18 protein-coding genes are annotated in these 20,939 nt (G+C 66.2%); 15 read left to right on the top strand and 3 right to left on the bottom strand.

The genetic code is table 11. The features are described 5' to 3' along the window. The first annotated feature begins 21 nt into the window (after positions 1 to 21). The 7 genes from paaB (at position 22) to HWX36_RS35040 (ending at position 5,265) form a co-directional block, all read left to right on the top strand. A complete protein-coding gene (gene paaB / locus HWX36_RS35070; protein ID WP_027788585.1) occupies positions 22 to 306 on the top strand; it encodes a 1,2-phenylacetyl-CoA epoxidase subunit PaaB in 285 nt (94 codons plus the stop codon). A gap of 10 nt (positions 307 to 316) precedes the next feature. Then, positions 317 to 1,120 (top strand): 1,2-phenylacetyl-CoA epoxidase subunit PaaC, encoded by an 804-nt coding sequence (gene paaC / locus HWX36_RS35065; protein ID WP_175958324.1) that lies wholly within the window; start codon positions 317 to 319, stop codon positions 1,118 to 1,120. A 23-nt stretch (positions 1,121 to 1,143) separates the two neighbouring features. Then, positions 1,144 to 1,704 carry a 1,2-phenylacetyl-CoA epoxidase subunit PaaD gene (gene paaD / locus HWX36_RS35060; RefSeq protein ID WP_175958323.1) on the top strand — a complete coding sequence of 187 codons (561 nt, stop codon included), beginning with the start codon at positions 1,144 to 1,146 and terminating at the stop codon, positions 1,702 to 1,704. A 5-nt stretch (positions 1,705 to 1,709) separates the two neighbouring features. Further along, positions 1,710 to 2,798 carry a 1,2-phenylacetyl-CoA epoxidase subunit PaaE gene (gene paaE, locus HWX36_RS35055; RefSeq protein ID WP_175958322.1) on the top strand — a complete coding sequence of 363 codons (1,089 nt, stop codon included), beginning with the start codon at positions 1,710 to 1,712 and terminating at the stop codon, positions 2,796 to 2,798. A gap of 128 nt (positions 2,799 to 2,926) precedes the next feature. Beyond that, on the top strand, positions 2,927 to 3,751 hold the full coding sequence (locus HWX36_RS35050) for a DUF1835 domain-containing protein (protein ID WP_175958321.1): 825 nt from the start codon (positions 2,927 to 2,929) through the stop codon (positions 3,749 to 3,751). Positions 3,752 to 3,767: 16 nt separating this feature from the next. Further along, a complete protein-coding gene (locus HWX36_RS35045; RefSeq protein WP_006482923.1) occupies positions 3,768 to 4,373 on the top strand; it encodes a TetR/AcrR family transcriptional regulator in 606 nt (201 codons plus the stop codon). Between the two features lie 244 nt (positions 4,374 to 4,617). Continuing rightward, positions 4,618 to 5,265 (top strand): GNAT family N-acetyltransferase, encoded by a 648-nt coding sequence (locus HWX36_RS35040; RefSeq protein ID WP_175958320.1) that lies wholly within the window; start codon positions 4,618 to 4,620, stop codon positions 5,263 to 5,265. Positions 5,266 to 5,323: 58 nt separating this feature from the next. Here the strand turns inward: HWX36_RS35040 and HWX36_RS35035 are convergent, their stop codons facing one another. Then, complete coding sequence (locus tag HWX36_RS35035) at positions 5,324 to 5,848, bottom strand: Lrp/AsnC family transcriptional regulator (RefSeq protein WP_175958319.1); 525 nt, start codon at positions 5,846 to 5,848, stop codon at positions 5,324 to 5,326. 212 nt (positions 5,849 to 6,060) lie between these two features. Between HWX36_RS35035 and hppD the strand changes: the two genes are divergently transcribed. After that, positions 6,061 to 7,158: a 4-hydroxyphenylpyruvate dioxygenase gene (hppD, locus tag HWX36_RS35030; protein ID WP_175958318.1), complete on the top strand. Its 1,098-nt coding sequence runs from the start codon at positions 6,061 to 6,063 to the stop codon at positions 7,156 to 7,158. A 133-nt stretch (positions 7,159 to 7,291) separates the two neighbouring features. Here the strand turns inward: hppD and HWX36_RS35025 are convergent, their stop codons facing one another. After that, positions 7,292 to 7,486 carry a hypothetical protein gene (locus HWX36_RS35025; protein WP_175958317.1) on the bottom strand — a complete coding sequence of 65 codons (195 nt, stop codon included), beginning with the start codon at positions 7,484 to 7,486 and terminating at the stop codon, positions 7,292 to 7,294. A gap of 319 nt (positions 7,487 to 7,805) precedes the next feature. Between HWX36_RS35025 and HWX36_RS35020 the strand changes: the two genes are divergently transcribed. Further along, positions 7,806 to 11,396 (top strand): indolepyruvate ferredoxin oxidoreductase family protein, encoded by a 3,591-nt coding sequence (locus HWX36_RS35020; protein WP_175958316.1) that lies wholly within the window; start codon positions 7,806 to 7,808, stop codon positions 11,394 to 11,396. Positions 11,397 to 11,542: 146 nt separating this feature from the next. Here HWX36_RS35020 and HWX36_RS35015 read toward each other — a convergent pair whose 3' ends face one another. Then, positions 11,543 to 13,813 carry an NADP-dependent malic enzyme gene (locus HWX36_RS35015; protein WP_175958315.1) on the bottom strand — a complete coding sequence of 757 codons (2,271 nt, stop codon included), beginning with the start codon at positions 13,811 to 13,813 and terminating at the stop codon, positions 11,543 to 11,545. Between the two features lie 460 nt (positions 13,814 to 14,273). Between HWX36_RS35015 and HWX36_RS35010 the strand changes: the two genes are divergently transcribed. The 6 genes from HWX36_RS35010 (at position 14,274) to HWX36_RS34985 (ending at position 20,934) form a co-directional block, all read left to right on the top strand. Beyond that, the gene (locus HWX36_RS35010) at positions 14,274 to 14,960 is read left to right on the top strand and encodes an orotate phosphoribosyltransferase (protein WP_011350651.1); all 687 of its coding nucleotides are present in this window, start codon (positions 14,274 to 14,276) and stop codon (positions 14,958 to 14,960) included. 240 nt (positions 14,961 to 15,200) lie between these two features. Next, positions 15,201 to 15,794, top strand: a complete 594-nt coding sequence (locus tag HWX36_RS35005) for a YbhB/YbcL family Raf kinase inhibitor-like protein (RefSeq protein WP_175958314.1) — start codon at positions 15,201 to 15,203, stop codon at positions 15,792 to 15,794. Between the two features lie 220 nt (positions 15,795 to 16,014). Further along, complete coding sequence (locus HWX36_RS35000; RefSeq protein ID WP_175958313.1) at positions 16,015 to 16,587, top strand: flavodoxin family protein; 573 nt, start codon at positions 16,015 to 16,017, stop codon at positions 16,585 to 16,587. A 153-nt stretch (positions 16,588 to 16,740) separates the two neighbouring features. Continuing rightward, on the top strand, positions 16,741 to 17,691 hold the full coding sequence (gene argC, locus HWX36_RS34995) for an N-acetyl-gamma-glutamyl-phosphate reductase (protein ID WP_175958312.1): 951 nt from the start codon (positions 16,741 to 16,743) through the stop codon (positions 17,689 to 17,691). A gap of 436 nt (positions 17,692 to 18,127) precedes the next feature. Next, complete coding sequence (locus HWX36_RS34990) at positions 18,128 to 19,546, top strand: DUF2957 domain-containing protein (protein WP_175958311.1); 1,419 nt, start codon at positions 18,128 to 18,130, stop codon at positions 19,544 to 19,546. Between the two features lie 146 nt (positions 19,547 to 19,692). Then, positions 19,693 to 20,934 carry a DUF2957 domain-containing protein gene (locus HWX36_RS34985; RefSeq protein WP_175958310.1) on the top strand — a complete coding sequence of 414 codons (1,242 nt, stop codon included), beginning with the start codon at positions 19,693 to 19,695 and terminating at the stop codon, positions 20,932 to 20,934. Positions 20,935 to 20,939 lie beyond the last annotated feature (5 nt).

Raw genomic sequence — 20,939 nt, 5'->3', positions numbered from 1 at the left:
TTCAGGATTCAGGAGAAAGTGATGAACAAGGAATGGCCGATCTGGGAAGTGTTCGTGCGCAGCAAGCAGGGGCTCGACCACAAGCATTGCGGCAGCCTGCACGCCGCCGACGCGTCGATGGCGCTGCGCATGGCGCGCGACGTCTACACGCGCCGCCAGGAAGGCGTGAGCATCTGGGTGGTGCCGTCGTCGGCGATTACCGCGTCCGATCCGAGCGAGAAGGCCGAGCTGTTCGAGCCGGCCGGCGACAAGATCTACCGTCACCCGACGTTCTACACGCTGCCCGACGAAGTCAACCACATGTAACGCCCGCGCCATGACGATCACGCCCGAACACCTCTCCTACGTGCTGCGCCTCGCGGACAACACGCTGATCCTCGGTCAGCGCAACGCCGAATGGTGCGGCCACGGCCCGATCCTCGAGGAAGACATCGCGCTCACCAACATGAGCCTCGACCTCATCGGCCAGGCACGCATGCTGTATACGCACGCGGCCGAACTCGAGCGCCAGCTCACCGGCGCAACGAAGACCGAGGACGACTACGCTTACTTCCGCACCGAGCGCGAGTTCGCGAACTTCACGCTCGCCGAGCTGCCGCACTACGGCCCGCTCGCCGGCACCGCGCACGCCGACAAGGACTATGCGGTGACGATCGTGCGCAACTTCCTGTACTCGGTACTGATGCTGCACGTGTGGACCGCGCTCGAAACGTCGACCGACACGCAGCTCGCCGCGATCGCCGCGAAGTCGGTAAAGGAAACCCGCTATCACGTGCAGCACGCACGCGAGTGGCTCGTCCGCCTCGGCGACGGCACCGACGAATCGCACCGTCGCGCGCAGGACGCGCTCGACTACCTGACGCCGTACACGCGCGAATTCTTCGCCGCCGATGCGATCGACGACGCGGTCGCAGCCGAGGGCATCGCCCCCGCACCGGCCACGCTCGAAGCGGCATGGCGCGCTGACGTGGACGACGCGCTCGCGGAAGCGACGCTCACGCCGCCGGCCCCCGTGCAGCATGTGACGACCGGCAAGCAGGGCGAGCACTCGGAACACATGGGCTACCTGCTCGCCGAAATGCAAAGCCTTGCACGCCAGCACCCCGGCGCGACCTGGTAACCCCGACGCCACGGAGCCCGACGATGTCCGTCCAGACCGCCCCCGCTCATGTCTCGCCCACCGCGCACCGCGCCGACCCGCTGCTCGCCCGTGCATGGGACGTGCTCGAAGCCGTGCCCGATCCCGAGATTCCGGTCGTGTCGATCCGCGAGCTCGGCATCCTGCGCGACGTCCGCCGCGCGGACGACGGCCAGCTCGAGGTCGTGATCACGCCGACCTACTCGGGCTGCCCGGCCATGTCGCAGATCGCGGAGGACATCGCCGCCGCGCTGCAGGCCGCCGACCTCCCGCCGCACCGGATCGAGACGGTGCTCGCGCCCGCGTGGACGACCGACTGGATCACGCAGGAAGCGCGCGACAAGCTGCGCGCGTACGGCATCGCGCCGCCTGTCGGCCAGTGCGGCACCGCCGCGCCGCGGGAAAGCGTCGTGCGCTTCGTGCCGCGGCCGGTCGCGGCGCCCGCGTGCCCGCGCTGCGGCTCAGCCCGCACCGAGCGTCTCGCGCAATTCGCTTCCACGGCCTGCAAGGCGCTGTATCGCTGCGTCGACTGCCGCGAACCCTTCGACTACTTCAAACCTTATTAATCGATATGGCGACCCCGCAATTTCATCCGCTGCGTATCCGCGACGTGCGGCCCGAGACCGCCGACGCCGTCACCGTCTCCTTCGACGTGCCGCCCGAGCTGCGCGATGCGTACCGCTTCACGCAAGGCCAGTTCGTCACGCTGAAGACCCACATCGACGGCGAGGAAACGCGACGCTCGTATTCGATCTGCGTCGGCACCACGGACTACGACCGCGACGGCGAACTGCGCATCGGCATCAAGCGCGTGCGCGGCGGCCGCTTCTCGAACTTCGCGTTCGACTCGCTCAAGCCAGGCCACACGATCGACGTGATGACACCGGACGGCCGTTTCTTCACCCACCTGAACGCCGATCACGGCAAGCAGTACGTCGCGTTTTCCGGCGGTTCCGGGATTACGCCGGTGCTCGCGATCGTGAAGACGACGCTCGAACTCGAGCCGCGCAGCACATTCACGCTGATCTACGGCAACCGCAGCGTCGGCGCGATCATGTTCGCGGAGGAGCTCGAGGACCTGAAGAACCGCTACATGAACCGCTTCGTCCTCTATCACGTGCTGTCGGACGACCAGCAGGACGTCGCGCTGTTCAACGGCGTGCTCGACCAGGCGAAATGCGCGGAATTCCTCGACACGCTGACGCCGGCCGACGCGATCGACGAGGCGTTCATCTGCGGCCCCGCGCCGATGATGGATGCGGCCGAGGCCGCGCTGAAGGCAGCCGGCGTGCCGCAGGCGAAGGTGCACGTCGAGCGCTTCGGCACGCCGCTGCCGCAGGCCGGCGCGCCGGTCGTCGAAATCACCGACCAGACGCCGGCCGCCGACCTGGAAATCGTGCTCGACGGCAAGAAGCGCAAGCTGCGGCTGCCGTACGAAGGCGTGAGCCTGCTCGATATCGGCCTGCGTGCGGGCCTCGCGCTGCCGTATGCGTGCAAGGGCGGTGTGTGCTGCACCTGCCGTGCGAAGGTGCTCGAGGGCGAAGTGCGGATGGAAAAGAACTACACGCTCGAAGCGCATGAAGTGAAGGACGGCTTCGTGCTCACGTGCCAGTGCCACCCGATCAGCGACAAGGTCGTCGTGAGCTTCGACGAGCGTTGAGCGACGTCGCGTCGCGGCGCCGGACGGTTTCTCGCCGTCACACATCTCGCTTACACTAGGGGCCGCCGGCCGGCTGGACATCGCAATGTCCGCCCGGCCGGCGGTTTTCTTTTGTTGACGACAGGCCGATGAGTACCATTCATGTGATTCAGGGCGGCACCGCCGCCGCGTCGCTGCGCGAGGCACTCGCGCAAGCCGGACGCGACGAGCGCGTCGTCGGATTGCTCGACGATCTCGGGGTCGGGCCGCTCAAGGGCGCCGACGAGACGCCCGACACGCGCGCCGCCTTCTGGCAGCGCGTGCTCGGCGACCAGATTCCCGACTGGAACGCGGAGATCGAAGGCGAGTTCGCGCGCCTCGACCAGCTCGCGACGGATACGGGCCAGGTGGTCGTGTGGCATGCGCCGAGCGTCGGCGACAAACTGCTGCTGCGCCGCGTCGCCTATCACCTGCGCAACGTCCCGCAACGCCTGAACGAAGTGCGACTGTCGGCCGCCGACCTCGTCTCGGCGCAGCGCGCGGCGCTGTCGCGCACCGACCAGGCGTGTGCGACCGGCATGTTCTCGCCCGCCGAACTGGCGCGGAAGCGCCCGGTAGCCGCGCCGATCTCGGTGCTGCGCATCGGCCGCCTCGCGCTCGAATGGCAGGAGGCGAAGCACCAGAACGCCGAATTGCGCTACTGGGTCAGCAACACGATCAAGAGCGGCCACTATGCGGATCTCGACGCGCTGATCGTCGCGCGTGCGGAAACCGACTGGCGGCCCGCGGGGCGCCTCGTCGGCAGCATCATGGCCGACGCCGACCGCGGCGGGCTGTTCGTCAGCGACTCGATCGCCTGGTGGCGCTGCCGCGAACTCGCGGCGGCCGGCCGGCTCGAGCTGCAGGACGACGCGCCCGACGCACTCTCTTCCACGCAGGTGCGCGCAACCCGCGCGGCCACCACGCACCGCTAATCTTCCGCATTCGACCATGGCCCGTACCCGAGCGCCCGACCACGAATCCCAGCGCGAGCAGATCCTCGATCTGGCCGCCGAGAAATTCGCGCAGACGAGCTACCCGAGCACGTCGATGTCCGATCTCGCGACCGCGAGCGGCACGTCGAAGGCACGCCTCTATCACTATTACGAGAGCAAGGAAGCGATCCTGTTCGACCTGCTCGACCGTTACACGAAACGGCTGATGCTGATCATCGCCGAGGTCGAAGGGGCGAGCCAGCGACGCGGCCTCAGCGAGCGCGACGCGTTCGCGGAGCTGGTACGCGCGTTCCTCGCCGAGTACGAAACGTCGCACAGCCGCCACGTCGCGCTGCTCAACGACGTGAAGTACCTCGAGGACGCGCAGCGCGAAATCGTGCTCGACCGTCAGCGCGACATCGTCGCCGCGTTCACGCGGCAGCTCGCGCGCGCATACCCGGACCGCATCTCGAAGGAAAACCAGACGTCCGTGACGATGATGGTGTTCGGGATGATCAACTGGACGTTCACATGGCTGAAGCCCGGCGGCCGCCTCGGCTACCGCGACTTCGCCGAGCAGGTGATCGACCTGATCGAGCGCGGGCTGTCGACGGCCGCCTGATTGCCGCACAGCAGCAAGCGTTGCAAGACGGGCACACTGCGGCCGCCCGTCGCGCATTTCATATGATGAATTTTAAATCTGTTAAAAATCAAATAGATGCGAGATTAACTAAGCAGATTTAGAATTCATCCTCCAGTACAAACAAGGTCAAATACGGGTTTTCCCCAATCCGGGGGCTGACGGTCGGGTAAAATGCTGTTGCGTTGCACAACCCGCTGTACGGTCACACATTGAGGAACCCACGATGAACACGCAATTGAACGGCCCCGCCGATGTCGTCGGCACCGCCGGTAGTGCGCCGGTTCTCGTAAGGGAACTGGCTTCCAAAGACCGTGAGCAGATGCTCACCCACTTTCTCTCGCTCGACGAAGAGGACCGCCTGCTGCGCTTCGGCCAGATGGTGCCCGACCACGTGATCGAGAACTATGTCCGCACGATCGACTTCGGCCGCGACACCGTGTTCGGCGTGTTCGACCACGACCTCGAACTGATCGGCGTCGGCCACCTGGCCTACCTGCCGGCCGACGGCGACAAGCGCACGGCCGAATTCGGTGTGTCGGTGCTCGAAAGCGCACGCGGCCGTGGTGTCGGCTCGAAGCTGTTCGAGCGCGCGGCGATCCGCAGCCGCAACACGCACGTGACGATGCTGTACATGCACTGCCTGTCGCGTAACGCGACGATGATGCACATCGCGAAAAAGTCCGGGATGCGGATCGAGTACGCGTACGGCGAAGCCGATGCGTACCTGTCGCTGCCGCCGGCCGATCACTCGACGATCATCGCCGAGATGCTGCAGGAACAGGCCGCGGTGTTCGACTACGCAATGAAGCGCCAGGCGCGCCGCACCACGAAGTTCATCGAATCGCTGATGCCCGCCGCCCTGACGGCGTAATGTCGGCCAGCCGGGCTGCGCCAGCGGCGCGCCCGGCCCCTCCCTGCCCCACCGCGCACTAGCGCACCGAACGAATTGGCAACGCCGTCGTCTCCTTGAAGCAATCGAGCGAAAAGCTCGTCTTCACGTCGATCACCGACGGGTGATGCAGCAAGTGCTCCTGCACGAAGCGGGAAAAATGCGCCATGTCCTCGACCTGCACGCGCAGCAGGTAATCCATATCCCCCGTCATCGCGTGGCACGCGACCACTTCCGGCCAGGTCTGCACGGCCGCGCGAAACAGCTCCGCATGGGTCGCACCCGCACGCGCCGACGTCTCGTCGGCCCGCGCCGGCGCCAGGCCACCGCGCTTCTCGAGCCGCACGCTTACGTACGCGAGCAGGTCGAGCCCGAGTTTCTGCGGATTCAGCAGCGCGACATAGCCGGTGATCACGCCGATCTCCTCGAGCCGCCGAATGCGCCGCAGGCACGGGCTCGGCGACAGGTTCACGCGCTCGGCGATCTCCTGGTTCGACAGGCGCCCGTTCTCCTGAAGAATCGCGAGAATCCGCCGGTCGATGGCATCCAATTCGGCTTGCGCCATCTTCTGCCCTCCAATGAGTATTCAGAGACTGGAAATTGCGCCATCGTAGGTTCAGGCAATTAAGTTCGCAAGTTTACGCTCGCGGCTGCCCGCTACACTCTGTCGCACGTACCGATTCGTCGCGCACGCGGCCGCGTGTGCCACGTTCGACATCGAACCAGGCCGGAATTGCGCACGTCGCCCCGGCCGATCGCCCCCACAGGAGACACGCCATGCAGATCCCGAACTGGGACAACCCCGTCGGCACCGACGGCTTCGAATTCATCGAATACACGGCACCGGACCCGAAAGCGCTCGGACAACTGTTCGAGCGGATGGGTTTCACCGCGATCGCGCGCCACCGCCACAAGGACGTGACGGTGTACCGCCAGGGCGACATCAACTTCATCATCAACGCCGAACCGGATTCGTTCGCACAACGCTTCGCGCGCCTGCACGGCCCGTCGATCTGCGCGATCGCGTTCCGCGTGCAGGATGCCGCGAAGGCATATAAGCGCGCGCTCGACCTCGGCGCATGGGGCTTCGACAACAAGACCGGCCCGATGGAGCTGAACATCCCGGCGATCAAGGGCATCGGCGATTCGCTGATCTACTTCGTCGACCGCTGGCGCGGCAAGAACGGTGCGCAACCGGGCGCAATCGGCGACATCAGCATCTATGACGTCGACTTCGAGCCGATCGCCGGCGCGAACCCGAACCCGGTCGGCCATGGCCTCACCTACATCGACCACCTGACGCACAACGTGCATCGCGGCCGCATGCAGGAATGGGCCGAGTTCTACGAGCGCCTGTTCAATTTCCGCGAAGTGCGCTACTTCGACATCGAAGGCAAGGTGACGGGCGTGAAGTCGAAGGCGATGACGTCGCCGTGCGGCAAGATCCGCATCCCGATCAACGAGGAAGGCTCGGATACGGCCGGCCAGATCCAGGAATACCTCGACGCGTACCACGGCGAAGGCATCCAGCACATCGCGCTCGGCGCCACCGACATCTACCAGGCGGTCGATGGCCTGCGCGACAAGGATGTGAAGTTGCTCGACACGATCGACACGTATTACGAACTGGTCGACCGCCGCGTGCCCAACCACGGCGAATCGCTGGAAGAACTGAAGAAGCGCAAGATCCTGATCGACGGCGCGCGCGACGACCTGCTGCTGCAGATCTTCACCGAGAACCAGATCGGGCCGATCTTCTTCGAGATCATCCAGCGCAAGGGCAACCAGGGCTTCGGCGAAGGCAACTTCAAGGCGCTGTTCGAATCGATCGAACTCGACCAGATCCGCCGCGGCGTCGTGCAGGACAAGGCCTGACGCATCCGGCGGGCGGCGGCCCGGGGCAACCCGGGCCAGCCCGCACGATCCGGCGGCACAAAAAAAGGGCGGGAATCCTCCGATTCCCGCCCTTTTTGCATTCCGGCGCGGCCCGCAAGGCCGCGCGACCGGATCAACGCGCGTTCGCCTTCGACTCGACGGCGCGCTCGGCCGACGGCTGCGCGGCGGCGTCCTGGGCCGGCACGATCCGCTGCATCTGCGCGCCGGCTGCCGCCAGTGCGCTCGCGCCTCGCGCGTGCACCGGGCCGGTCATCGAGAAAAACGCGGCGGACACGATCAGGAAACTCTGGATATGACGTGTGTTCATTGCACCTCCTGTAAAACTGCCGGCGCCTCCCCGATTGCGTCGAAACGAACCCACGCGGCCGGGCGCCTCCGGCAGGCCGACAAGATTAACGGCATTTGCCCGCAAATGGGGGCGGCTTTACATGCATTTACATGATGTAACGCATGGTCATGCCCTTTTTCACCGGCGCGCCGCCGCATTTTGTCCGATGGGCGGCGGGTTTGCCCCAGTGCTACCATCGCTTGAAACCGGCCAATATGCCGGCCACTGCCGACGCGTCCACAAGATGCCCGAGGCAGTCGAGTTTTGGTGATCCCAAACTGGGTGGAGGAGACAGTTAATGAATGCCCCGCTAGACGCAGGCCAACGCGCATCGCTGGAAGCCGCGCTGAAGTCCGTCACGCTTGACGACAAATACACACTGGAACGCGGTCGCGCGTACATGAGCGGGATCCAGGCCCTCGTGCGCCTGCCGATGCTCCAGCAGGAACGCGATCGCGCCGCCGGCCTCAATACCGCCGGCTTCATCTCCGGCTATCGCGGTTCACCGCTCGGCGGCCTCGATCTGTCGCTCTGGAAAGCCAAGCAGCACCTGGCAGCCCACCAGATCGTCTTCCAGCCCGGCCTCAACGAAGATCTCGCCGCCACCGCCGTGTGGGGCTCGCAGCAAGTGAACCTGTACCCCGGCGCAAAGCACGACGGCGTATTCGGCATGTGGTACGGCAAGGGCCCGGGCGTCGACCGCACGGGCGACGTATTCAAGCACGCGAACTCGGCCGGCTCGTCGCAGCACGGCGGCGTGCTGGTGCTCGCAGGCGACGACCACGCGGCGAAATCGTCGACGCTCGCGCACCAGTCCGAACACATCTTCAAGGCCTGCGGGCTGCCGGTGCTGTTCCCGTCCAACGTGCAGGAGTATCTCGATTTCGGCCTGCACGGCTGGGCGATGAGCCGCTACTCCGGCCTGTGGGTCGCGCTCAAGTGCGTGACGGACGTCGTCGAATCGTCGGCGTCGGTCGACATCGACCCGCATCGCACCGAGATCGTGCTGCCGACCGACTTCATCCTGCCGGAAGGCGGGCTGAACATCCGCTGGCCCGACCCGCCGCTCGTGCAGGAAGCACGGCTGCTCGACTACAAGTGGTACGCGGCGCTCGCCTATGTGCGCGCGAACAAGCTCGACCGCATCGAGATCGACTCCCCGCACGCGCGCTTCGGGATCATGACCGGCGGCAAGGCTTACCTCGACGTGCGCCAGGCGCTGACCGACCTCGGCCTCGACGACGAAACCTGCGCGCGGATCGGCATCCGCCTCTACAAGGTCGGCTGCGTGTGGCCGCTCGAAGCGCAGGGCGCGCAGGCGTTCGCGCGCGGCCTCGACGAAATCCTCGTCGTCGAGGAAAAGCGCCAGATCCTCGAATACGCGATCAAGGAAGAGCTGTACAACTGGCCCGACGGGCAACGTCCGCGCGTGTTCGGCAAGTTCGACGAGAAGGACGGCGCCGGCGGCGAATGGTCGGTGCCGATGGGCAACTGGCTGCTGCCCGCGCACTACGAGCTGTCGCCCGCGATCATCGCGAAGGCGATCGCGACGCGCCTCGAGAAGTTCGAGCTGCCGTCCGACGTGCGCGCGCGCATCGCCGCGCGGCTCGCGGTGATCAACGCGAAGGAAATGGCGCTCGCGAAGCCGCACGTGCAGACCGAGCGCAAGCCGTGGTTCTGCTCGGGCTGCCCGCACAACACGTCGACCAACGTGCCGGAAGGCTCGCGCGCGATCGCCGGCATCGGCTGCCACTACATGACGGTGTGGATGGACCGCAGCACAAGCACCTTCAGCCAGATGGGCGGCGAAGGCGTGCCGTGGATCGGCCAGGCGCCGTTCACGGACGAGAAGCACGTGTTCGCGAACCTCGGCGACGGCACCTACTTCCACTCGGGCCTGCTGGCGGTGCGCGCGGCGATCTCGTCGAAGGCGAACATCACCTACAAGATCCTCTTCAACGACGCGGTCGCGATGACGGGCGGCCAGCCGGTCGATGGCGTGCTGACGGTGCCGCAGATCACGCACCAGCTCGCGTCCGAAGGCGCGAAGAAGATCGTGATCGTCACCGACGAGCCGGAGAAGTACGACAGCCAGAAGGCGCTGCTCGCGCCGGGCGTGACGATTCACCATCGCGACCAGCTCGACGACGTGCAGCGCGAGCTGCGCGAGATCGAAGGCACGACGATCCTGATCTACGACCAGACCTGCGCAACCGAGAAACGCCGCCGCCGCAAACGCGGCACGTATCCGGACCCGGCGAAGCGCGTCGTGATCAACGACGCGGTGTGCGAAGGCTGCGGCGACTGCTCGGTGCAGTCGAACTGCCTGTCGGTCGAGCCGCTGGAAACCGAATTCGGCACGAAGCGCCAGATCAACCAGTCGAGCTGCAACAAGGACTTCTCGTGCGTGAAGGGCTTTTGCCCGAGCTTCGTCACGGTCGAGGGCGGCCAGTTGAAGAAGCCGAAGGCCGTGTCGGTCGACGGCAACGCACTGCCGCCGATCCCTGAGCCGACGCTGCCGGACATCGACCGCGCGTACGGCGTGCTCGTCACGGGCGTCGGCGGCACGGGTGTCGTCACGATCGGCGCGCTGCTCGGGATGGCCGCGCACCTGGAAAACAAGGGCGTGACCGTGCTCGACGTGACCGGCCTCGCGCAGAAGGGCGGCGCCGTGATGAGCCACGTGCAGATCTCGCACGCGCCGACCGACATCCACGCCACGCGGATCGCGATGGGCGAAGCCGACCTCGTGATCGGCTGCGACGCGATCGTCACGGCCGGCGACGAGTGCACGTCGCGGATGCGGCACGACGCGACGCGCGTGGTCGTCAACAGCGCGCAGACGCCGACCGCCGAGTTCATCAAGAACCCGAACTGGGCGTTCCCCGGCCTGTCCGCCGAGAACGACATCCGTGCGGCTGCCGGCGAAGCCGTCGATTTCATCGACGCGAACCGCTTCGCGGTCGCGCTGCTCGGCGACGCGATCTACACGAACCCGTTCGTGCTCGGCTACGCGTGGCAGAAAGGCTGGCTGCCGCTCACGCTCGCGTCGCTCGTCCGCGCGATCGAACTGAATGCGGTATCGGTGGAGAAGAATCGTGCGGCATTCGACTGGGGCCGCCGCGCCGCGCACGACCTGGCGAGCGTGAAGCAGGCCGCGGCCGGCGACGCGCGCCCCGCGCAAGGCGCCACGGTGATTTCGCTGCACACGAAGAAGGCGGTCGACGCGCTGATCGCGAAGCGCGTGGAATTCCTCACCGCGTACCAGAACGCCGCGTACGCAGCACGCTATGCGGCATTCGTCGACAAGGTGCGCGCGGCCGAGCGCGCGCTGGCAGACGGCGACACGGTGCAGGAACAGCTGACCGAGGCGGTTGCGCGCAACCTGTTCAAGCTGATGGCGTACAAGGACGAATACGAGGTCGCGCGGCTGCAGTCCGATCCCGCGTTCCTCGCGCGCCTGTCCGCGCAGTTCGAAGGCGACTGGAAGCTGAAATTCCACCTCGCGCCGCCGCTGTTCGCGAAGACGGACGCGCACGGCCATCTCGTGAAAAAGGCATACGGCCCGTGGATGATGTCGGCATTCCGGCTGCTCGCGAAGGCGAAGTTCCTGCGCGGCACGGGGCTCGACCCGTTCGGCCGCACCGAGGAGCGTCGCACCGAGCGTGCGCTGATCGGCGAGTACGAAGCGCTGATCGGCGAGGTGCTCGCCAAGCTGAACGCGGCCAACCGCCCGCTCGCCCTCGAACTTGCGGCGCTGCCGGACGGCATTCGCGGCTACGGCCACGTGAAGGAGAACAACCTGCGCGCGGTACGCCAGAAGTGGAACACGCTGCTCGCGCAGTGGCGGGCGCCGGCCGGCGGCCAGCCGCACCAGCAGGTCGCGTAACGGCACACGGCGCGCATTCGCGGTCCGGAGGCCCGCCGGCGAGCTGCTGCCGGTTCGCGTCACGATAAAAAAAACGCCACGGAACCTGCGTTCCGTGGCGTTTTCCATTGCGCCGCGCGCGAAGCGCGGCACACGCGGGCGTGGACTTACTTCGTGTTCACGTTCGCGGCGGCAACAGCCGTCATGTTGATGATCCGGCGCACGGTCGCGGCCGGCGTCAGGATGTGGACCGGCTTCGCTGCGCCGAGCAGGAACGGGCCGACCGTCACGCCTTCGCCGCCGACCATCTTCAGCAGGTTGTACGCGATGTTCGCCGCTTCGACGTTCGGCATGATGAGCAGGTTCGCTTCACCCGACAGCGTCGTGCCGGGGAATGCCTGCTTGCGGATCATTTCCGACAGCGCCGCGTCGCCGTGCATTTCGCCGTCGACTTCCAGGTTCGGCGCACGTTCGACGATCAGCTTGCGAGCCTCGCCCATCCGGCGCGACGATGCCGACGGCGCGCTGCCGAAGTTCGAGTTCGACAGCAGCGCAGCCTTCGGCACAATGCCGAAGCGCTCGATCTCGGCCGCCGCCTGGATCGTCATGTCGGCGAGCTGTTCGGCGCTCGGCAGCTCGTTCACGTACGTATCGCACACGAACAGGTTGCGGCCCGGCAGCATCAGCAGGTTCATCGCCGCGAAGTGCTCGGCGCCCTTCGCGCGGCCCAGCACCTGCTCGATGAACTTCAGGTGGCTGTGGAACGTGTCGATCATCCCGCAGATCATCCCGTCCGCGTCGCCCTGGTGCACGAGCATCGCGCCGATCAGCGTGTTGAACTTGCGCATCGCGGCCTTCGCGACTTCCGGCGTCACGCCATCGCGCGCGCCGATCTCCTGATACGCCTGCCAGTAGCGGTGATAGCGCGCATCGTCTTCCGGATCGACGATCTCGAAATCGGTGCCGGCCTTCAGCTTCGAGCCGATCTTTTGCAGGCGCATGTCGACGACCGACGGACGGCCGACGATGATCGGCTTCGCGATCTTCTCCTGCAGCACGAACTGCGCGGCGCGCAGCACGCGCTCGTCCTCGCCCTCGGCGAACACGATGCGGGCCTGCTTCTGCTTCGCGGTCGCGAACACCGGGCGCATCACCATGCCGGTGCGGTAGACGGTCGCGCCGAGCTGCTCGCGGTAGGCATCCATGTCCTGGATCGGACGCGTCGCGACGCCCGAATCCATCGCGGCCTGTGCGACGGCCGGCGCGATCTTGATGATCAGGCGCGGGTCGAACGGCTTCGGAATCAGGTAGTCCGGCCCGAATTCGAGCGAGTGGCCTTCATACGCCTTCGCGACTTCTTCGCTCTGGTCGGTTTCCTGGGCCAGCTCGGCGATCGCGCGCACGCACGCGAGCTTCATTTCTTCCGTGATCGTCGTCGCGCCGACGTCGAGCGCGCCGCGGAAGATGAACGGGAAGCACAGCACGTTGTTGACCTGGTTCGGGTAGTCCGAACGGCCGGTCGCGACGATCGCGTCCGGGCGCACGGCCTTCGCGTCTTCCGGGCGGATTTCCGGCTCCGGGTTCGCGAGCGCCAGGATCAGCGGGCGGTCGCCCATCGTCTTGACCATGTCCTGCTTCAGCACGCCCGCGCTCGAGCAGCCGAGGAACACGTCCGCGCCGACGATCGCGTCGGCGAGCGTGCGTGCGTCGGTGGTCGCCGCATAGCGCTGCTTCGACGGATCGAGGTTGCCGCGCCCTTCGTAGATCACGCCCTTCGAATCGGCGACGAGGATGTTCGACTTCGTCAGGCCGAGGTTCACCAGCAGGTCCAGGCACGCGATCGCCGCGGCGCCGGCGCCCGAGCACACGAGCTTCACTTCGGACAGCTTCTTGCCGACGACCTTCAGGCCGTTCAGGATCGCGGCCGACGCGATGATCGCGGTGCCGTGCTGGTCATCGTGGAAGACGGGGATCTTCATGCGCTCGCGCAGCTTCTGCTCGATATAGAAGCATTCCGGCGCCTTGATGTCCTCGAGGTTGATGCCGCCGAGCGTCGGCTCGAGCATCGCGATCGCCTCGACGAGCTTGTCGGGGTCGGACTCCGACAGTTCGATGTCGAACACGTCGATGCCCGCGAATTTCTTGAAGAGGCAGCCCTTGCCTTCCATCACCGGCTTCGCGGCGAGCGGGCCGATGTTGCCGAGGCCGAGCACGGCAGTGCCGTTCGTGATGACGCCGACGAGGTTGCCGCGCGACGTGTACTTCTGCGCGTCGAGCGGATCGGCGTGGATCGCTTCGCACGCCGCGGCGACGCCCGGCGAATACGCGAGCGACAGATCGAGCTGGTTCGACAGCGGCTTGGTCGGGGTGACCGAAATCTTGCCGGGTTTCGGGTTCAGGTGATAAGCGAGTGCGGCCTGCTTCAGTTGTTCGTCCATGATTGACCTGCGAGAGACATGCGAAATATTGACGGTTCAGTACACAGCACCTTCGGCCGCGTCTGCTTGAATCGAGGGGGTAATCGACTGCGAGACGGCACGCGACGCGCCGGGTCGGCACGCCATCGAACCTTGGCGGGTGGCAAGAGGAAAGTACAAAGTACTGAACGATTTCTAAGGGTCGCCTAGTGTACACCCCGCGCATGGCGCATGTTGGTGCAGCGCCGCATCCTCCGCATCAGCGCGCGGGCGGTCCGGCCCCGCTTGTTTCGCCGGCGGTGAGCCGCGCGGCGAACCTGCGCGAATTCCGCCGAAAACCGGCCTGAATCGGGTAAAATAGCCGGCTACGCGCGCAGCGATGCGATTGGCCGTCCGATCGCGCCCCGGCCCCCTGGGCAGGTTCCCCTTGCTGCGCCACCGGGCCCGCGCCCGCTCTTCGCTCATCACCCAAGGAATGCCCATGACAGGCTACGATCGTCAGTCGATCTCGGATACGACCGCCAAAATCCTGCTCGAAGTACAGGCAGTGCACTTCAATGCAGAAAAACCGTTCATCTTCACGTCCGGCTGGGCAAGCCCCGTCTATATCGACTGCCGCAAGCTGATTTCGTATCCGCGCGTGCGCCGCGCGCTGATGGAAATGGCGGAAACGACGATCACGCGCGACATCGGCTTCGAGCAGATCGATGCGGTGGCGGGCGGCGAGACGGCCGGCATCCCGTTCGCGGCATGGATCGCGGACCGGATGATGGTGCCGATGCAGTACGTGCGCAAAAAGCCGAAGGGTTTCGGCCGCAACGCGCAGATCGAAGGCCATCTGGAAGAAGGCTCGCGCGTGCTGCTGGTGGAAGACCTGACGACCGACAGCCGCAGCAAGATCAACTTCGTCAACGCGCTGCGCACCGCAGGCGCGACGGTGAACCACTGCTTCGTGCTGTTCCACTACAACATCTTCAAGGAAAGCGTGTCGGTCCTGAAGGACATCGACGTCGACCTGCACGCGCTCGCCACGTGGTGGGACGTGCTGCGCGTCGCGAAGGCATCGGGCTACTTCGAGACGAAGACGCTCGACGAAGTCGAGAAATTCCTGCACGCACCGGCCGAGTGGTCGGCTGCGCACGGCGGCGCGACCTCCCCGAAGGACTGACGCCGCGTCGGCCCGCTGGCCGGCGTCCTGGCTGAACCAGCCGCCCGCTTCATCGCGGGCGGTTTTTTTTCGCCCGTCGATCCGCGCAGGAAACGATCGCGACCGCGGGTCGCGGCGTGCATCGCTCATCGAACCCTAATGCTAGACTTGATCCATCGCTGCCATCAGCTGCGCAGGCAACGCACTACGCCAACAATGCCGGACGCATCGGTCCGGCCCACGTGACGGGAGAAGCGCCATATGCGTGTGGATCGCCGGATCACTCCGCCTGCGCCATCGGGTCGCCCGTCGCCATTCCTCGCCGCCCTCCTTTATGCCGTCGCCCTCGCTGCCCTGCCCGCGCATGCGGAAGGTCCGTTCACCGTGACGAGCGACGACCTGAGCCCGGGCGGGCGCGTCCCCGCCGCGAACGTGTTCGACCGCGGCGACTGCAAGGGCGGCAACCGCTCACCGCAACTCACCTGGCACAACCCGCCGCCCGGCACGCACGGTTACGCGGTCACGGTCTTCGATCCCGATGCACCGGGGCACGGCTGGTGGCACTGGGCCGTGGCGGGCATTCCGGCGACGGTCACGAGCCTGCCCGCCGACGCGAGCGCGTCCGGATTCCTGCAGCGCATCGGCGCGAGCGAGGCGCGCAACGACTTCGGGATCGACGGCTACGGCGGCCCGTGCCCGCCGCCCGGCAAGCCGCACCGCTACGTGATCACCGTCTATGCGCTGAAAGGCGGCGACCTGCGCGTCGCGCAGGGCCGCCCCGCGCCGATGTTCGAGCACGAGATCGGCACGCTGGCGATCGGCACCGCGCAACTCACGGTCAACTACGGGCAGTAATGCGCATCGGGCGCCGGGCATTGCGCGCCGCCGCAACGCGATTGCCGGCCGCCGCGGCACGACATACTCCGCGAGCGCGCGTTTTCCCGTCATTTCGGCTTGCTAGACTGGTCGTCACCAGTCGCGGCGCCACGCCGCGCATCCGTCGCGCCGCCCGCCGGCGACGCGTGACGCGGCGCGCCTGCGGCCGCCGTTCCCGTTCCTTTCTGGAGAGCGCTTCATGTCGAACATCGTCATCGTCTTTCACAGCGGCTACGGTCACACGCAGAAACTGGCCGAGGCCGTGCACGCGGGCGCGCAGGAAGCCGGCGCGACCGTGCGCCTGCTCGCCGTCGGCGACGTCGACGACGCGGGCTGGGCCGCGCTCGATGCGGCCGACGCGATCGTCTTCGGTGCGCCGACCTACATGGGCGGCCCGTCGGCACAGTTCAAGCAGTTTGCCGATGCGACGTCGAAAGCGTGGTTCACGCAGAAATGGAAGGACAAGATCGCCGCGGGCTTCACGAACTCCGCGACGATGAACGGCGACAAGTTCTCGACGATTCAATATTTCGTCACGCTGTCGATGCAGCATGGAATGGTATGGGTCGGCACGAGCCTGATGCCGGCCAACTCGAAGGCGGCCACGCGCAACGACATCAACTACCTGGGCGGCTCGACGGGCCTGCTCGCGCAGTCGCCGGCGGATTCGACGCCCGACGAGGGCCCGCTGCCGGGCGACCTCGAGACCGGCAAGGCATTCGGCCGGCGCGTTGCCGAAGCGACCGCCCGCTGGGTCGCCGGCCGCGGCTGAGCACGCCTTGGCGCCCGCGCCGCCGGGCGCCAAAGGGACACAAGACGGTCCGCCGGCCGTCTTTTTTCGCCCCGCGCGGTGCAGGCGCGCCGGATGACGTCTTAAAATGGCGGATTCAGGGCGCGGGCCCCCGTTTCATTCAGTGAGAGCGAAATGAGCACCAAAGTTTTTGTCGACGGCCAGGAAGGCACGACCGGCCTCAAGATCTTCGAATACCTGTCGGCACGCAGCGACATCGAGATCCTGCGCATCGATGAAGCGAAGCGCAAGGACGTCGAAGAGCGCCGCCGCCTGATCAACGCGTCGGACGTCACGTTCCTGTGCCTGCCGGACGTCGCATCGCGCGAATCGGCGTCGCTCGTCGAGAACCCGAACACGACGCTGATCGACGCGAGTACCGCGTTCCGCACCAGCGCCGACTGGGCGTACGGTCTGCCGGAGCTGGCCCGCGCGCAGCGCGAGAAGATTCGCACGTCGAAGCGCATCGCGGTGCCGGGCTGCCACGCATCGGCCTTCGTGCTCGCGATGCGTCCGCTCGTCGATGCAGGCATCGTCGCGCCGACGTTCGCCGCGCACAGCTACTCGATCACCGGCTACAGCGGCGGCGGCAAGTCGATGATCGCCGACTACGAAAACGCGGCGCCGAGCGGCAAGCTCGCGAGCCCGCGTCCGTACGCGCTCGGCCTCACGCACAAGCACCTGCCGGAAATGGCCGCGCACACGGGCCTCGCGAACCCGCCGATCTTCACGCCGATCGTCGGCCCGTTCCTGAAGGGGCTCGCGGTGACGACCTACTTCACGCCCGAGCAGCTCGCGAAGCGCACGACGCCGCAAGACGTGCAGCGCGTGTTCGCCGAGTACTACGCGGACGAAGCATTCGTGCGCGTCGCACCGTTCGATGCGGACGCGAACCTGGACGGCGGCTTCTTCGACGTGCAGGCGAACAACGACACGAACCGGGTCGACCTGTTCGTGTTCGGCAACGAAGAACGCTTCGTCACGGTCGCGCGCCTCGACAACCTCGGCAAGGGCGCATCGGGCGCCGCCATCCAGTGCATGAACCTGAGCATCGGCGCGGCCGAGGACGCGGGTCTCAAACGCTGATTCAACATCGCATGCAATGCAAAGCCGGCCACTGGCCGGCTTTTTATTTACTCGTATCAGGCAATATATAAAAAATCCCGGATCGCGCATTTACAAATATTTACAAGCTTTCCATTGCGCGATTACCAGTGAATTAATCCCACCCCTTCCTTATCCAGTCAATCCCGAATAGGGATAAACCGGATACCCGCCGCTTTAAACGCTGCCGTTATACGCAGGAAGGCTCTTCGCCGGCCTGTCCGGCGTCGTACATCCTCCACTCCGGCCGCTTCCGGCAGCCTGTCTCACGTTTTAATTCTTACTGAATGCCGCACCAGACAAGGATTCAAAACACGATACCCGTTTCAATCACCTTTTTTAGACGGGTTCATCAATTGACAGCAAAAATCAAGGCGGCGACATTAGCTCGCACAATTAAACGATTGGAGACAGCGGCATGTCGCACACCTTATCGAAGGGGGTGGCAACGGCCTTTGCCATTGCCCCTTTCCTGGTTGCATGTGGTGGGGGGGACGGCGGCGCACCCGCGCCGATCAATGCGCCCCAATGTTCCGGATCGAGCTGCGGCACGCAAGGGCCGCCGCCGTCACAGCCCGTCAACGGTTCGCTGTGCCCGGCCAACGCCGACATCGTGAAGAGCACGTACCTCGGCGGCGCCGGTAGCGGCGAGATCGTCAGCGTCAACATCGACGCCGTGGCGATGACCTACACGCTCAAGTGGCTCGAATCGCCGATTCCGCTCGCGACCGGCACGGTCACGCCGAGCCGCGCAGGCACGACGATCACCGGTGCGGTCATGCACCCGCCGACCGGCACGCTGCCGACCGCGGAGCAGACGCGCTGCGCATTCATCCTCACGCCGGGCACGGGCAAGGCGCCGAACGGCACGACCTATTCGACGGCCGCCGACTTCAACCAGGCAAACCCGCCGATGCTGCTGGTCGGCATGGGTGTCGCGGGCGGCGGCATTCCGGGCGCGACGGTGCAGTACGACGGGCTGACGATCAGCCTCGCCGGCATCCCGCTTTACCAGAATGTCGGTCAGGTGCCGAACCGTCACTTCGACTTCTATCCGTTCCTCGGTTTCGCGAACACGACGACGGACCTCACGAAGCTGCCGGGCACCTACAACGCGCTGATCTACCACCTTGTGCCGTCGGGCAACTACGCGACGCAAGGCGCCAATTCGAGCGAGACGTTCGATGCGAACGGCGCGTGCACGTCGACGAATGCGTCGGGCTGCGAAACGACCGGCGATCCGTGGAAGACCAGCACGAACGGCGGCTACTTCGACAGCACGAAGGCACCGCAAATCCTGCCGCAGACGAAGCTGCCGATCATCGGCGCGACCGGCAAGTCGGCGACCGCGCACATGGTGATCGGCCAGCTCAACGGCGCGACGGTGCCGGTGATCGTGCGCACGGGCAACGTGAACCTCGGCACGCCGCCGCTGCATACCGATGCGCAGGTCGACGACGAATCGGGCATCGCGGTGCTCGGCGCGGCGACGGCGATCACGTCGGGCGCGATCGACGGCGGCTACGCGGGCGCGGACTCGAACTTCAAGTACACCGCTGCGCTGATCCGCGGCAGCAACGCATCGTTCATCAACCCGAGTACGCAGGACGAGGAAGACGGCTTCACGCTCGACTACGGCCAGGCGACGCCGGGCCTGCTCAACGCGACGACGATTCCGAAGAGCGGTAGCGCCGCCTCGGGCGTGGTGATCGCGACGGGCGGACTGTACGCGGCGCTGATCCAGGGCACGGTGAACGGCGGCGTGACGCCGACGTCGGCGAATTCGACGACGTCGTCGGCCCCGTACTTCGGCGTGGGCGCGCAGATCAGCAAGTGACGAGGACGCGGCGGCGGCCGGCCCGCAGCCGCGTGATGCAGGGAAGGCACGAAAGCGCTCGGCACGGCGCAAGCAGGACGAGCACAACCAACAGAAGCGGCCGACAGGGAGCTGGCCGCCACACAAGACAAATCTGGAGGAGCAACATGAAGCGCAACCTCATTCTGGCGGCGGCCCTTGCCGCCCCCCTTCTTTCTGCTTGCGGCGGCGGCGACGATAATCCGCCCCCGCTCGTCGAAGACCGGCTCTGTCCGGCCTCGCTCGACTACAGCACCGTGTTTACGGGCGGCGCGGGCAGCGGCGAACTCGCGAAGGTCCAGCTCGACACGACCAAGATGACCTGGCAGGTGACCTATGTCGAATCGCCGGTGCCGCAAACGACCGGCACCGTCGTGCCGACCCGTGCGGGCACCGTCGACAGCGGCACGCTCACGCAGGAAACGCTGCTGCCGACCAACAAGCTGAACCAGTGCGCCTTCCGCCTGAACGGCGCGAGCCTCGATCCGTCGCGCCCGGCGCGCATCTTCGTCGGCATGGGCGTCGCGGGCGGCACGATTCCCGGCAAGGAAATCCAGTTCAACGGCGTGCTCGGCCAGGCCGCGGTGCCCGACACGAAATTCCCGTACTACCCGTTCATCGGCTTCTCGTCGATCGAGACCGACATCACGAAGGTTGCGGGCACATACAGTCACGTGGGCTTCGGTGAAGTGCCGTCGCAGAACTTCGCGCCGGCGTCGATCGACGCGAAGGTGACGATCAACGCCGACGGCAGCTGGACCAAGTGCGACACGACCGGCCAGTTCGCCGGCGGCGCGTGCATGCAGCAAGGCACGAACTTCGTGCAGTCGGCGGACGGCAGCGGCGCGTTCCAGTCGAACAACTACGCGAGCCAGCTGAAGCCGACGCTGTCGGCGACGCCGCAGGGCAAGGGCTTCATGATCGTCGGCAAGCTGCGCAACCAGCTCGTGCCGATCCTCGTGCGCACCGGCGTCGCGAACCCGAACCCGACGCCCGACAGCAACGGCGTGCCGGGTCTCACCGCCGACGACGAATCGAGCATCTCGATCCTCGCGCCGCAGACGACGATCGCGGTCGGCTCGCAGAACGGCGAGTACATCGGCGTCGACAGCCAGTTCGACTACCGCACCACCGCGCTGACGAACAACCAGGCGACGCTGCTCGATCCGTTCAACGCGTCGCAGGCCTCACTCGCGACCGCGCTCGATCTCGACTACACGCAGAAGGTGCCGGGCACGGTCACGACGATCCACACGGGCGCCAGCAGCTCGACGCCGACCGGCAAGTTCATCTTCACGGGTGGCGTGTTCGGGTTCCTCGACAACGCCGGATCGACGCCGTATTTCACGATCGGCGCATTCGTCCAGTAAGCGGA

It is taken from the genome of Burkholderia sp. BCC0405 (assembly GCF_902833075.1).
Lineage (GTDB): Bacteria > Pseudomonadota > Gammaproteobacteria > Burkholderiales > Burkholderiaceae > Burkholderia.
Note: the sequence above shows the minus strand (reverse complement) of the source record. Positions and strands in the feature narration are given on the sequence as shown.

Bases quoted from the DNA above. Each gene is read 5' to 3' on its own strand.
- HWX36_RS35010 (WP_011350651.1), top strand. From the start codon at position 14,274: ATGACAGGCTACGATCGTCAGTCGATCTCGGATACGACCGCCAAAATC.
- HWX36_RS34985 (WP_175958310.1), top strand. From the start codon at position 19,693: ATGAAGCGCAACCTCATTCTGGCGGCGGCCCTTGCCGCCCCCCTTCTT.
- paaC (WP_175958324.1), top strand. From the start codon at position 317: ATGACGATCACGCCCGAACACCTCTCCTACGTGCTGCGCCTCGCGGAC.
- HWX36_RS35050 (WP_175958321.1), top strand. From the start codon at position 2,927: ATGAGTACCATTCATGTGATTCAGGGCGGCACCGCCGCCGCGTCGCTG.
- HWX36_RS35025 (WP_175958317.1), bottom strand. From the start codon at position 7,486: ATGAACACACGTCATATCCAGAGTTTCCTGATCGTGTCCGCCGCGTTT.
- HWX36_RS35020 (WP_175958316.1), top strand. From the start codon at position 7,806: ATGAATGCCCCGCTAGACGCAGGCCAACGCGCATCGCTGGAAGCCGCG.
- HWX36_RS35040 (WP_175958320.1), top strand. From the start codon at position 4,618: ATGAACACGCAATTGAACGGCCCCGCCGATGTCGTCGGCACCGCCGGT.
- HWX36_RS35015 (WP_175958315.1), bottom strand. From the start codon at position 13,813: ATGGACGAACAACTGAAGCAGGCCGCACTCGCTTATCACCTGAACCCG.
- HWX36_RS35035 (WP_175958319.1), bottom strand. From the start codon at position 5,848: ATGGCGCAAGCCGAATTGGATGCCATCGACCGGCGGATTCTCGCGATT.
- paaD (WP_175958323.1), top strand. From the start codon at position 1,144: ATGTCCGTCCAGACCGCCCCCGCTCATGTCTCGCCCACCGCGCACCGC.
- hppD (WP_175958318.1), top strand. From the start codon at position 6,061: ATGCAGATCCCGAACTGGGACAACCCCGTCGGCACCGACGGCTTCGAA.
- HWX36_RS35005 (WP_175958314.1), top strand. From the start codon at position 15,201: ATGCGTGTGGATCGCCGGATCACTCCGCCTGCGCCATCGGGTCGCCCG.
- argC (WP_175958312.1), top strand. From the start codon at position 16,741: ATGAGCACCAAAGTTTTTGTCGACGGCCAGGAAGGCACGACCGGCCTC.
- HWX36_RS34990 (WP_175958311.1), top strand. From the start codon at position 18,128: ATGTCGCACACCTTATCGAAGGGGGTGGCAACGGCCTTTGCCATTGCC.
- paaE (WP_175958322.1), top strand. From the start codon at position 1,710: ATGGCGACCCCGCAATTTCATCCGCTGCGTATCCGCGACGTGCGGCCC.
- paaB (WP_027788585.1), top strand. From the start codon at position 22: ATGAACAAGGAATGGCCGATCTGGGAAGTGTTCGTGCGCAGCAAGCAG.
- HWX36_RS35045 (WP_006482923.1), top strand. From the start codon at position 3,768: ATGGCCCGTACCCGAGCGCCCGACCACGAATCCCAGCGCGAGCAGATC.
- HWX36_RS35000 (WP_175958313.1), top strand. From the start codon at position 16,015: ATGTCGAACATCGTCATCGTCTTTCACAGCGGCTACGGTCACACGCAG.